The 12,621-nt window shown below is 74.0% G+C and carries 10 protein-coding genes; 1 reads left to right on the forward strand and 9 read right to left on the reverse strand.

Annotated features, from left to right (window positions below):
• From ACZ7FF_RS38155 to ACZ7FF_RS38185, 7 genes are all read right to left on the reverse strand, one after another.
• On the reverse strand, positions 1 to 476 hold a 476-nt coding region (locus tag ACZ7FF_RS38155; RefSeq protein WP_470818449.1), incomplete at its 3' end, for an adenosylhomocysteinase.
• Positions 477 to 759: 283 nt separating this feature from the next.
• The gene (locus tag ACZ7FF_RS38160) at positions 760 to 1,740 is read right to left on the reverse strand and encodes a cation diffusion facilitator family transporter (protein ID WP_470818450.1); all 981 of its coding nucleotides are present in this window, start codon (positions 1,738 to 1,740) and stop codon (positions 760 to 762) included.
• 141 nt (positions 1,741 to 1,881) lie between these two features.
• Positions 1,882 to 3,033, reverse strand: coding sequence for a mannose-6-phosphate isomerase, class I (manA, locus tag ACZ7FF_RS38165; RefSeq protein ID WP_470818452.1), 1,152 nt, complete (start codon positions 3,031 to 3,033; stop codon positions 1,882 to 1,884).
• A gap of 95 nt (positions 3,034 to 3,128) precedes the next feature.
• Positions 3,129 to 4,256, reverse strand: a complete 1,128-nt coding sequence (locus ACZ7FF_RS38170) for an SIS domain-containing protein (RefSeq protein WP_470818453.1) — start codon at positions 4,254 to 4,256, stop codon at positions 3,129 to 3,131.
• Between the two features lie 92 nt (positions 4,257 to 4,348).
• Positions 4,349 to 4,519 carry a Trm112 family protein gene (locus tag ACZ7FF_RS38175; RefSeq protein ID WP_007382472.1) on the reverse strand — a complete coding sequence of 57 codons (171 nt, stop codon included), beginning with the start codon at positions 4,517 to 4,519 and terminating at the stop codon, positions 4,349 to 4,351.
• A gap of 168 nt (positions 4,520 to 4,687) precedes the next feature.
• On the reverse strand, positions 4,688 to 6,052 hold the full coding sequence (locus ACZ7FF_RS38180; protein ID WP_470818456.1) for a phosphomannomutase/phosphoglucomutase: 1,365 nt from the start codon (positions 6,050 to 6,052) through the stop codon (positions 4,688 to 4,690).
• A gap of 137 nt (positions 6,053 to 6,189) precedes the next feature.
• The gene (locus ACZ7FF_RS38185; RefSeq protein WP_470818458.1) at positions 6,190 to 6,564 is read right to left on the reverse strand and encodes a DUF3499 domain-containing protein; all 375 of its coding nucleotides are present in this window, start codon (positions 6,562 to 6,564) and stop codon (positions 6,190 to 6,192) included.
• A 400-nt stretch (positions 6,565 to 6,964) separates the two neighbouring features.
• Between ACZ7FF_RS38185 and ACZ7FF_RS38190 the strand changes: the two genes are divergently transcribed.
• Positions 6,965 to 7,351 (forward strand): metallopeptidase family protein, encoded by a 387-nt coding sequence (locus tag ACZ7FF_RS38190; RefSeq protein ID WP_470818460.1) that lies wholly within the window; start codon positions 6,965 to 6,967, stop codon positions 7,349 to 7,351.
• A gap of 42 nt (positions 7,352 to 7,393) precedes the next feature.
• On the opposite strand, the gene ACZ7FF_RS38195 is transcribed toward ACZ7FF_RS38190, so the two are convergent.
• Together ACZ7FF_RS38195 and ACZ7FF_RS38200 are read right to left on the reverse strand one after the other, a co-directional pair.
• Positions 7,394 to 8,899, reverse strand: coding sequence for a DUF5719 family protein (locus ACZ7FF_RS38195; protein ID WP_470818462.1), 1,506 nt, complete (start codon positions 8,897 to 8,899; stop codon positions 7,394 to 7,396).
• Positions 8,896 to 12,537, reverse strand: coding sequence for a glycosyltransferase family 2 protein (locus ACZ7FF_RS38200; protein ID WP_470818464.1), 3,642 nt, complete (start codon positions 12,535 to 12,537; stop codon positions 8,896 to 8,898). Before ACZ7FF_RS38200 ends, ACZ7FF_RS38195 begins: the two co-directional genes overlap by 4 nt.
• Positions 12,538 to 12,621: the final 84 nt, after the last annotated feature.

Raw genomic sequence — 12,621 nt, forward strand, 5'->3', positions numbered from 1 at the left:
TCGACGCCCTTGTGGACGAGGAGGGTGGCGTCGCCACCGTCGTCCAGGATCATGTTCGGGCCGCCGGTGGGGCTGTCGGGCCAGGTCAGCGCCTGCTCCGTGCACCACCAGTACTCCTCCAGGGTCTCGCCCTTCCAGGCGAAGACCGGGACGCCCTGCGGGTTGTCGGTCGTGCCGTTCGGGCCGACGGCGATGGCGGCGGCCGCGTGGTCCTGGGTGGAGAAGATGTTGCAGGAGGCCCAGCGGACCTGTGCGCCGAGGGCGACCAGGGTCTCGATGAGCACCGCGGTCTGCACCGTCATGTGCAGCGAACCGGTGACACGGGCACCGGCCAGCGGCTGCGCCTCGGCGTACTCCTTGCGGATCGCCATCAGGCCGGGCATCTCGTGCTCGGCGAGGGTGATCTCCTTGCGGCCGAACTCGGCCAGCGAGAGGTCGGCGACCTTGAAGTCCTGTCGGTTTTCGACAGTCGTCATTACGAGCTGCTCCTCGGTATCGGGGCGAGGGTGGGTACGGCTGGTCTGCGCGGCGGCGGACACACGGGTGTCCGAGAAGAGGACACTGGCATGCCCACGTACGCGCAGCGCAGTCCGTCGGAGGCCCTCTCTCCCTCGGCCGGTCCCTGCTGGACCGCCCGACCGCCATCAGCAGCGACGTCTGGCTTCGTCCCAAGCTACACCGGACGACCCACTCGTCCCCAGTCCGCATCCGGATACTTCGAGCCGATCCGGGGCGGAGACCGGTCCGGCGCCGGGTGGGTCAGTGGCCGACGGCGTGCGGGTTCGGGCCGCCCGGGGTGGCCTCCGGGTCCGGGCCCTTGGCGGCCTCGGCCTCGCTGTAGATGTCCGGTTCCAGGTAGATCACGCGGGCGATGGGGACGGCGGCGCGGATCCGGGCCTCGGCGGCGTTGATGGCGTTGGCCACCTCGGCGGCCGTGTCGTCGTGCTGGACGGCGATCTTGGCGGCGATCAGCAGTTCCTCGGGGCCGAGGTGGAGGGTGCGCATGTGGATGACGCCGGTGACCGTGTCGCCGTCGACGATCGCGCTCTCGATCTTCTTGACGTCGTCGAGGCCGGCGGCCTCGCCGAGCAGCAGCGACTTGGTCTCGGCGGCCAGGACCAGGGCGATGCAGACGAGCAGGACACCGATGCAGACGGTGCCGACGCCGTCCCAGACGCCGTCGCCGGTGAGCACGGAGAGGCCGACGCCGCCGAGGGCCAGGACCAGGCCGATGAGCGCGCCGAAGTCCTCCAGCAGGACGACGGGCAGCTCGGGTGCCTTGGCGCGGCGGATGAACTGCGCCCAGGACAGCGAGCCGCGCAGCTCGCTCGACTCCTTTATGGCCGTGCGGAAGGAGAAGCCCTCGGCGATCACCGCGAAGACGAGGACACCCACCGGCCAGTACCAGTTCTCCAGTTCGTGGGGGTGGCTGATCTTCTCGTAGCCCTCGTAGATCGCGAACATGCCGCCGATGGAGAAGAGGACGATCGAGACGAGGAAGGCGTAGATGAAGCGCTCGCGGCCGTAGCCGAAGGGGTGCTGCGGGGTGGCCTGGCGCTGGGCCTTCTTGCCGCCGATGAGCAGCAGGAACTGGTTGCCGGAGTCGGCGAGCGAGTGGACGCCCTCGGCGAGCATCGAGGAGGAGCCGCTGAAAGCGAACGCCACGAACTTCGATGCCGCGATCGCGAGGTTGGCGCCGAGTGCCGCCACGATCGCCCTGGTACCGCCTGACGCGCTCATGTGTCCGCGTTGTCCCTTCGCCGCTATTCGCGCTCGTCCGTCCACGCCGTCCGGGCGTGGCCCGGCTTTGCCCGGCCTTTGCCGGTGGGCCATTGTTGCAGCCCGGCCGGGCCCCGGCGCGTCAGGTATCCACAGCCGCGGTCATACGATCACAGTGGCACGGAAGATCGTGCCCGCGCCCGCGATCTCGGCCTTCTCGTCCGCCGGGACGAAGACGGACTGACCGGGGCTCAGCTCGTGCTCGCCCGCCCGGACGGAGCCGGCCGTGCAGAGCAGGATCTGCGGGGTGTCGCGGGTGACGTCGTGGGCGGCGGCGCCCTCGGACAGGACGTAGCGGGAGAGGCGGAACTCGTCGATCGGGGTCTCGTAGACCTCCTCGCCGTCCGGGGAGGCCTCGGGGCGCAGCACGCCCGGGTCGCCCGCCTCGAAGCGGACCACGCGCAGGAGTTCGGGGACGTCGACGTGCTTGGGGGTCAGGCCGCAGCGCAGGACGTTGTCGGAGTTGGCCATGATCTCGACGCCGAGGCCGCTGATGTAGGCGTGCGGGATGCCGGCGCCGAGGAACAGGGCCTCGCCGGGCTGCAAACGAACGTGGTTGAGGAGCATGGCCGCGATCACGCCGGGGTCGCCGGGGTAGTGGTGGGCGAGGCCGGCGTAGGGGGCGTAGTCGCCGCCGAGGCGGTCACAGGCGGCGGCGGTCTCGGCGACCGTGTGCGCCATCTCCTCGGGGTCGGCGCCGAGGATCGCGGTGAGGACCTCGCGCAGGGCCGCGTCCTCGGGGTGGGCGTGCAGCAGGTCGACGTACGGCTTGAGGGAGTCGACGCCGAGCCCTTCGAGCAGGTCGGCGGCCTGGTCCGGGGCGCGGAAGCCGCACAAGCCGTCGAACTCGGTGAGGGCGCAGATCAGTTCGGGCTTGTGGTTGGCGTCCTTGTAGTTGCGGTACGGGGCGTCCACGGGGATGCCGCGCTGCTCCTCGTCGGCGTAACCCTCCTTGGCCTGCGCCAGGTCGGGGTGCACCTGGAGGGACAGGGGCGCGCCGGCGGCGAGGACCTTCAGCAGGAACGGCAGGCGCGGGCCGAACTTCGCGACCGTCTCGCTGCCCAGTTCGCCCTTCGGGTCGGCGTCGATGACGTCGACGAGCGTCCCGCGCGCGGTGCGCGAGGGAGCGCCGGGGTGGGCGCCCATCCACATCTCCGCCTGGGGTTCGCCGGTCGGCTCGACGCCGCGCAGGTGCGGGATGGCGGTGGGCGAACCCCAGGCGTAGGGGCGGATGGTGTTGTCGAGGCGGTCCATGTGTTCTCTGTCTCCGTGTGTACGCGGCTCGGCCGGCGCCCGTGCCGGGGGCGCCGTGCCGGTGGTGGGCGCGGCGGATCCGGCCCGTAGCCAGATCAGGCCCTGGAAGCGAGCGCCAGGTAAACGGCGGCGAAATCCGTGACGGCGATCAGTTCCGCGAGGGTCTCCAGTTCGCCGCCCTCCTCCGGTTCGAGCTCGCTGATCGGCGTGTCGTGGCTGAGGGCCAGGTCGCGGGCGGCGGGCGCGGCGGTGAGGCCGCCGAGGGGGCGGTCACGCAGCAGCACCACGCGCGCGTGCATCGCGGGCGGCTCCTCCACGCGGTCGCGGAAGAAGTCCTCCGGGTCGGCGCTGGCGGCGAGCGGTCCGGCCAGCAGGGCGCTGTGCGCGGCGAGCGCCTCGGGAAGCTCGGCTACGACGGCGGGGCGGCCGGCGAGTTCGGCGAGGGCGGCGGCGAACCGGCGGCCCGCGGGCCCCGCCGAGCTGCCTTCCGTCCACACCACGGGGAGGGCGTCGGCGAGTTCGGCGGCGAGCGTCTTGGCCGGGTTGCTGTAGGTCACGATGGCGGGGCCGCAGCGCTCGGCGACCTGGTCCAGGTGGTCGGCGATCTTCTCCAGGGCCTCCGGCGGCGCGTTGAGCAGGCCGATGCGGTCCAGGAGGGCGAGCAGCGGGGTCAGCAGGGCCCAGAAGACGCCCGGGGAGGACGCGGCGAGCGGTTCCTCCTGGTCGTAGGGGGCCGTCGCCATCGGTACGAGCAGCCCGTGCGCGCCCGCGACCGCCTCGGCCAGCGGGGTGCCGTCGGGAGCGACGGCCACCACCGAGACACCGCGGCGGTAGGCCTGGTCGGCGAGGAGGGAGAGGCTGGGTTCGGTGCCGTCCGGGGTGGCGATCAGGAGCAGGTCCACGGAACCGGCCCAGCCGGGCAGCTCCCAGCGCAGGGCTCCCGCGGCCGGGGCGACGCCCGAGGGGGCCAGGCGGACCACCGGACTGCCGGGGCCGGCCAGTGTGCCGAGGAGGTCGGCGGTGTGGGTGGCGGCGGCGCCGGGGCCTGCGATCAGTACGGCGCGCGGGCGGCCGTCGGGCTTGAGTTCGCCGACGCCGGCCTCGACGGCGTGCCGGGCGGCGGTACGGACGCGGGCGCCGGCCTCCGCGGCCCCGCGCAGCAGGCCTCGGCGGTCGGCCTCGGCGAGGCCTTCCGGGGTGTCTAGCAGCGATTCGTCCAGCATGGGCGGCAGCCTCCGATCGCCGGGGGTGCTGTGCGGGGTGGGGTCCTTCGCGGGGGCGCGGGCGCCCTGCCGCTACGGGGTGACGGGCCGCGTCACGCGGGGCGGCGGGCCTCGTCCACGAGCAGGACCGGGATGCCGTCGCGGACCGGGTAGGCGAGGCCGCAGTCCTGGCCGGTGCAGATCAGCTCGGTGTCCTGCTCCTTGAGGGGAGCGTGGCAGGCCGGGCAGGCGAGGATCTCCAGGAGGCCGGCTTCGAGCGGCATGGGATGTCCCTTCGAGGGCGGGTACGTGTCTGTGGTCGTGCCTGGTCAGCGTACCGCTGGTGAACGGGCTGGGCCGGGCCGCGGGCGGCGCCCAGGGGAGCCTTTCGCCCCCTGGGCACCGGGCCGCGCGGTCCCGGCTGCCGCAACCGCGGGCCGGGGGGCCGCGTGTCAGGCCCTGATGATCGCCAGTGCCTCGTCCCTGACCTCGGCCATCGTCGCCTCGTCCTTCGCCTCGGCGTTCAGGCGCAGCAGGGGCTCGGTGTTGGAGGGGCGGACGTTGAACCACCAGTCGGCGGCGGCGACGGTGAGTCCGTCGAGTTCGTCCAGGGTGACGCCGGCGCGCCCCTCGTACGCGGCGCGGATCGCGGCGAGGCGGCCGGCCTGGTCGGCGACGGTGGAGTTGATCTCACCGGAGCCCGTGTAGCGGTCGTACTGGTCGACCAGGGCGGACAGCGGGCCGTCCTGGCCGCCGAGGGCGGCGAGGACGTGCAGGGCGGCCAGCATGCCCGTGTCGGCGTTCCAGAAGTCCTTGAAGTAGTAGTGGGCGGAGTGCTCGCCGCCGAAGATCGCGCCGGAGCGGGCCATCTCGGCCTTGATGAAGGAGTGGCCGACGCGGGTGCGGACCGGGGTGCCGCCGTTCTCCCGGACGACCTCGGGGACCGTGCGGGAGGTGATCAGGTTGTGGATGATCGTGCCGGTCCCGCCGTTGCGGGCCAGTTCGCGCGCGGCGACCAGTGCGGTGATCGCGGACGGGGAGACCGGGTCGCCGTTCTCGTCCACGACGAAGCAGCGGTCGGCGTCGCCGTCGAAGGCGATGCCGAGGTCGGCGCCCTCCGCGGGGACCCGCTTCTGCAGGTCCACGAGGTTGGCCGGGTCGAGCGGGTTGGCCTCGTGGTTCGGGAAGGTGCCGTCCAGTTCGAAGTACATCGGGACGAGCGCCAGCGGCAGGCCGTCGAAGACGGTGGGGACCGTGTGGCCGCCCATGCCGTTGCCGGCGTCGACGACGACCTTGAGGGGGCGGATGGCGGTCAGGTCGACCAGGGAGCGCAGGTGCGCCGCGTAGTCCGCCAGCGTCTCGCGGGAGGTGAGGGTTCCCGGCTCGGCGGCGGGCTCGGGGGCGCCCGACTCCAGCCACTGCTCGACCAGTTCGCGGATCTGCGACAGGCCGGTGTCCTGGCCGACCGGGGCGGCGCCGGCGCGGCACAGCTTGATGCCGTTGTACTGGGCCGGGTTGTGGGAGGCGGTGAACATCGCGCCCGGCAGGTTCAGCGCGCCCGAGGCGTAGTACAGCTGGTCCGTGGAACACAGGCCGATCTCGGTGACGTCCACGCCGCGGTCCGCCGCGCCGCGCGCGAAGGCGCGGGTGAGACCGGGGGACGAGGGCCGCATGTCGTGGCCGACGACGATCGCCGCCGCACCCGTCACCTCCGCGAAGGCGGCACCGAAGAGTTCGGCCAGTGGCTCGTCCCACTGGTCCGGAACCACTCCGCGTACGTCGTACGCCTTCACGATCTGCGACAGATCAGCAGTCACGGCCAACCCTCCTGAAAGTCCTATGGGTGCCCACAAACTACCCGTCCGGGGTAAGGGCGAGGTGTGCGGACACCAGGTGGACGCTCAGTCGTGACCGGGAAGGCGGTCGGCGGGCGTGGCTCGGCCGACGGGGTGGCTCAGTTGTCCGGGGAGCGCAGGACCCGCAGATGGCCGCGGCGGGCCACCTCCATGGGATCCGCCGTACGGCCGCCGCCGCCCGCCTCGGCAGCGCGCTGCTGGGGGCGGGCCGCCTCGCGCACGGCGTTGGCCAGCGCCTCCAGGTCGTCCCCGCTGGGCCGTGCGGGGGCGGAGCCGTCGAGGAGGCGGACGACCTCCCAGCCGCGCGGGGCGGTGAGGCGCTCGGAGTGCTCGGCGCACAGGTCGTAGCAGTGAGGTTCGGCGTAGGTGGCGAGCGGGCCGAGGACCGCGGTCGAGTCGGCGTAGACGTACGTCAGCGTCGCGACGGCGGGTCGGCCGCAGGCGGTGCGCGAACAGCGACGTACAGGGCTCACGATGTTGGACGGTACCGCACTCTTGAGCGGGCCGCGACGACTCTCCCCCAGGTCACTCCACCGTGTCTTGCTGTGAGGCGCCCCACACGCCCCCTCGGACAAGCTCTGCTGACCTGCGTGGACGAGGTCCCGCCGGCTCCTGGGCGGGACTGCTTCCGGTCATGAGTCGGCACAAACACCGTCAATTGCCTTGTGCTCGGCGCTCTTGGAGGGTTACGGAAACGAGCCAGACCTTGGCTGGAATGGTCATCCTGCGACATGGGGGCGCCGGTGGCCGGTCGGCGCGTGGGGTCGGGCGGGCGGGGCGCCCGGGGACTAGGCTTCACCGGTGATGGACAACCGTGTACCGCCCCGTGCCGCCGGCCCCGGGCCCCGCCGCCGTGATCGTCACGGACGGGGCATGCGGGGGCCGATCGCACCGCCGCAGGTGCCGCTGGCGGCCAGCCGTGCGGAGGTGTTCGCGGACCTGGTGCAGGACTCCGTGGAGCGACTTGAGCGGCGCTGGCCGCAGCTGGCCGACATCGATTTCCTCGTGCTCGAGGTGCCCCGGCTGGAGGCGCCGGGTGAGCCGGCCGGGTGGACCGACGAGGCCGTGCCGCTCGGGGGGATCATCCCCGCGCGTGACGGGCGGCAGGCACGGGTGGTCGTGTACCGGCGGCCGGTGGAGATCCGGACGAAGGGGCGGGACGAGCGGGCCGCGCTGGTCCACGAGGTGGTCGTGGAGCAGGTGGCCGAGCTGCTGGGGCTGACCCCGGAGACGGTGGATCCCCGGTACGGGGAGGACTAGGACGTCGGCGGCGGCCCGGGTGGTGCCGCCGCCGCGCCGCTGTCACTGGAGGATCGACAGGTCCTCGTCCACTTCCGGGACCGCCACCAGGCCCCTGTCGTTGGGGAGGGTCTGGATGGTGAAGCCGGGGACGCCGCCTTCGGTGGCCGCGAGGGTGCGGGAGGCGTAGACGGGGCCGCCGGAGAGGGGCTCGACGGTCAGGGCGTACGTGCCCTTCACCCCCGAGGGGACCGGGGCGTCGACGTTCTGGGTGGTGCCGGACTTGATCGTGTAGGTCTTGGACACCGTCGTACCGCCGTCGCTTCCCGCCGAGGCGGTGACCTTGACCTGGGCCGCGGCGGTGGGGGCCGTCAGCGCGAGGGTCGTGCCCTTGGCGCTGTTGTCGGCCACCGTCGCGCGCGTGCCGACCGGCGCGGTGGCCGGGATGAAGGCCGTCTCCTGGTTGGCGCCCTTGCCCCGGACCACGCGCAGCGCGGCGACGACCGGAACCGTCTGGTCGGTGGGGGTGAGCACCAGGGAACCGGCCTCGCCCCGGGTCACGGGGCCGAGGTCGGTCGCGGTCGTCATGCCGGACTTGACGTGCACGGTCTCGTTGCCCGCCGGGGTGATGAGGCCGTCGGGCGAGGCGAGACGGATCTTGAGGTCGGCGTCCGCGTCGCCGGGCGTGAAGGCGATCAGACTCACGTCGGTGGCGTCCTTGGGGATGCCGGGCAGCACCATGCTGCCGGCCGGGTCGGCGGACGCCGCCAGCCAGTCGCCGCCCGACTTGTCGTCCAGCGCCTGCACGGCCGCGCCGACCCGCCCGCTGCGCACGCTGACGTGCACGGTCAGGTCGCTCTCCTGCGCGTCGGTGAGGGTGGACAGCAGGATCGGCTTGCTCGCGTGCGGGTTGACCGTGAGGTCCTCCCCCAGCGGCGACTTGATCGCGCCGTTCTTGCCGTACAGCTCGATGTCGACGACGGCGGCGGAGTCGTCGGGGTTGGTCAGGTGCACGTAGTCGGTGCGGCCGGTGGCCGTGCTGGCGCCCGGGAACCAGAACTCGGTGTCCGCGGGCGTGCAGTTGACGCCCTGGAGGCCGCGGCCGGTGCCGGCGGCGACCTCGGTGGTCTCCTGGACGGTCCAGCCGGGCGCGAACTTGCCGTCGGCGGTGCCGATCAGCGCGGGCGCGTCGGCACCGGAGGTGTCGCCGGTGACCGGCGTGCCCGGCTCCTTGGGGGTGAGCACCGGCCGGGCGGCCTTCTTCTTGGTGCCCTTGCCCTGCGGGGTACCGCTGGCGCCGTCCGCCGAGTCCTCGGCGGCCGCCTGGAGTTGGGCCTTGCCACCGCTCGCGGCACTCTTGGTGACCGGTGTGAACGACGTGTACGACGTGTCGGCGATGTCCGAGATGCTCGGCGCCGGGCACAGCAGGCTGGTGCGCTCCACGGGCAGCTGGGCGGCGGCCCTGGGGGCCGGGGCGCCGGACGCGGACGGGGTGTCGAGCGCGGCGAACGCCGTGACGGCGGCCAGCGCGGTCGTGCCGGCGATCAGGGACAGGGTGGTGCGGTTCACTGCTGGCTCCCGTCGGGGCGCTCACTGCCGGTGCCGTGGGGGTGCTGGGCGGGGTCGTAGCCCTGCTGGGCCGGGTCGTACGCCGGGTCGTAGGCCTGCTGCTGGTACGCCGCCGGGTCGTAGGGCATCTGGTCGGCGGTGCCCCCGTAGGCGTACGGGTCGTACTGGGCGGCCTGGTAGGGGTCGCCCTGGTACGCCTGCTGGTCGTAGCCCGCCGCCTGGTAGGGGTCGGTGTCGTAACCGGCGTACTGGGCGTTCGCGTAGGAGCCCGCGTCCCACTCGTCGTAGGACTGCTGGTGCGGTACCGCGGCCGGGGTCTCCTCCGGCGCCGGGGGCACGTCCGGCTGCTCCTCGGCGGCGGCCTCCTCCTCGGCCTGGGCGCGCAGCCGGCGGGCGCGGCGGCCCTCGCCCGCGGTGGCCTGGGCGGGCAGGGGCTCCTCCTCCGGGAGGTCGTCGTCGACGTCGCGGCGGCGGCCGGGCAGGGCGAGGACGACCAGGACGACGGCGAGCGCGCCCTGCGCCCACAGCCAGGCGGTGTGGGTGATCGGGGCGTCGTAGGTGACGTCGAGCCGGCCGCCGGACGCGGGGAGCTGGAAGCCCTGGGCCCAGCCGTCCACGGTGGTGCGGGTCAGGGGCTTGCCGTCCAGGGTGGCGGTCCAGCCGGGGGCGGCGCTGTCCGCGAGGCGCAGGACGCGGCCGTCCGCTCCGGAGGGGACCGTGGTGTGGATCTCGACCGGTCCGGCGGAGACCGGCTGGGCGGTGCCGGAGCCGCCGGCGGGCTCGATGGCGGCGCGGGAGACCTCCTGGTCGACGCGCCACAGGGCGCTGCCGTCCTGCTGGCTGAGCCGGGTCAGGCCGGGGGTGGCGTCGAGGACGCGGGTGATGTCGCGCGGGGCGCCCTTGTGGACGAGGACGTAGCGCACGGCGAAGCCGCCGAGTTCGTCGGCCTGGTCGGCGCCGGAGCCGGCGACGAGGTTGGCGACGACCTTGTCGAGCCGTGCGTTCTCGCCGTCGGCGGCGGTCAGTTCGGCGTCCCCCATGCGCGCGCCCGAGCCGCGGACCAGGGTGTAGCGCACGCGCGCGGTGGAGTCGCTGTCGAGGACGAGGGTGCGGGCCCGGTCGCCGGTGCTGGAGTCCTCGGCGACGAAGGCGGGCACCTGGGACGGGTCGTGGCGCCCCAGCGGGCCGTCGGCGCCGCGGAGCATCCAGCCGGCGGCGACGAGCAGCGGGCCCGCGGCCGCGGCGAAGGCGATCAGCGCGGCGACGGGTTGGCGCCAGCCGAAGCTCTGCTCGGCCACGCGCGCGCGTGCGCCGTCGGCGCCGAGGGTGGCGGCCGCCAGCAGGGCGATGCCGTAGACGAGGGTGGCCGGTCCGGCCCAGGCGGAGCGGTTGGACAGCACGGCGAGGACGAGGCCCACCAGGGCGACGGCCCATGCGGTGCGGATGCCCAGCTGCCGCTCGGAGCGCAGCAGCGCGGCGAGGGCGGCGAGCACGATGCCGATGAGCAGCAGGCCGTTCAGGGTGCCGGGGCCGCCGGGGCTCGCGCCGAGCAGGTCCGGCGCGGAGGCGGCCGAGGTGCCGTACGCCAGGCCCGCTTCCTTGAAGAAGCCGGTCGGGAGCAGGGTCAGCGACCAGGGCGCGAGGACCAGCAGCGGGGTGCCGAGCTGGACCAGGAAGCGCAGGCCGTGGGCCACGAGGTCGGAGCGGCGCAGGACGAGCACGCCGAGGCCGAGGACCAGCGCGACGGGCCAGACGACGGGCGTGAAGGCGGTGGCGACGGTCAGCAGGAGCGCATACGCCCAGGTGGCTCGCCAGCTGCCCCGGGCGCCGGTGCGGCTGGTGAGGCCGCTCGCGGCGACGCCCGCACGCGCGATGAGCGGCAGCAGCACGGCGAGGACGGCGGTGCCGACGCGGCCGCCGGCCAGCGCGCCGGTGGTGGCGGGCAGGAAGGCGTAGGCGATCGCCGCCCAGGCGCGCAGCAGCCGGGAGGTGACGAGCGGCCGGGAAGCGAAGTAGGCGGTGAAGCCGGCGAGCGGCACCGCGCCGACGAGCAGGACGGTGACCGCGAGTCCGGTGGAGCCGAACAGGAGCGAGGCGAGGCTCGCCACGATGGCGAGGTAGGGCGGTGCGGACGGGGTGCCGCCGGCGCCCACCGCGTGCCACGCGTCCGTGTAGCGGGACCACAGCTCGCCGGCGTCGGCCGGGGCGGGCAGCAGGGCGCCGCCCGCGAGTGCGCCGCTGCCGAGCAGGGCGCGGCAGGCGACCAGGGAGACGGCCAGGAGCGCGAGGAAGAGCACCGGGCCCGGCCTGCGGGCGATCCGCTTGAGCCGGGCGAACTGCTCGACCTCGAGGAAGTCGGCGTCGTCGCCGCCGGGCCCGGACTCCACGGCGCCGCCGTGCCGGCCGGCCGTGGTGTCGATGTCGGAGCCGCCGGTGAAGTTGCCCGCGAACTGCTCCGCGGTGGCCCGGACGGTGGCGCCGGGCGGCGGCAGGAGCTGGCGCAGTTCGCCCTTGTCGATCCCCGGGCGGCCGCGGCGGCGCCGGGCGGCGATGATCCGCTCGGGCCGCAGCAGGGTGCTCAGCAGACCGCGGATCTCGTCGACAGCCTGTCCGGGGACCTTGCCGACGAGGTAGGCGACGGTCCTGAGGACGGTGCCGAGGACGAGCCGGAGCAGCACCCACGGCAGGGCGCCGGTACGGGTGTTGGCGAGCAGGGTGTAGACGGCGCCGGCCTTGTCGACCTTGTGCGGTGAGGCGGTGGTGCGGCCCGCGCAGTCGACGGTGCGGCGCTCGCGGGAGGCGGCCTCGGCGTGCCGTACGACCGCGTCGGGGACGATCAGCACGCGGTGGCCGGCGTTGTGGGCGCGCCAGCACAGGTCGACGTCGTCGCGCATCAGGGGCAGCCGGCGGTCGAAGCCGCCGAGCTGTTCGAAGACGTCGCGGCGGACGAGCATGCCGGCGGTGGAGACGGACAGCACGGTGCGGACGTGGTCGTGCTGGCCCTGGTCCTGTTCGCGGCGGTCCAGGCCGGTCCAGCGGCGCCCGGAGTTGGCGATGGAGACGCCGACCTCCAGCAGCTGCCGGCGGTCGTACCAGCCGCGCAGCTTGGGGCCGACGATCGCGACGTCGTCGCGGCCGAGTTCGATCTCGTTCTCGACGACCCGGAGCAGCTGGGCGAGCGCGTCGGGCTCGGGGGCGCAGTCGTCGTGCAGCAGCCAGAGCCACTGGACGGGCTCGCCGTGCGGCAGTTCGGGGAGGTCGTAGGCGTCGTCGCGCCAGCTGCGCGTGACGGGGTCCCAGCCGCTGGGGCGCCGGAGGTACGGCAGGTCGTCCGGGGTGAGGACGGGGGCGGTGCGCCCGGCCTCCTCGACGGCCTGGCCGAAGCCGGTGCGGCGGGCGAGGTGCAGCACGTTGCCGTCGCCGAGGGCGCCGGTGAGTAGCTGGGCGGAGTCGTCCGCGCTGCCCGTGTCGGCGGCCACCGCGTACTGGACGGGGCGCTCCTGGCCGAGCAGCCCGGCGAGCGCGTCGGGCAGCCAGCGGGCGCCGTCGTGGGAGACGAGGACCGCGGTCACCACATGACGCGGGAACTCAGGTGTGGCGGCGCCGTCTTGGGCTGCCGTATGGCTGTGCACGGACATCGAGGTACGGGCCCCGGTTCGATGGACTGCGGTGGACGCCTGTGCCTTCTCGTGCGCCGAGGGGACAGCGGGGCGTCTCGGACG

It is taken from the genome of Streptomyces sp. NPDC037126 (assembly GCF_055605965.1).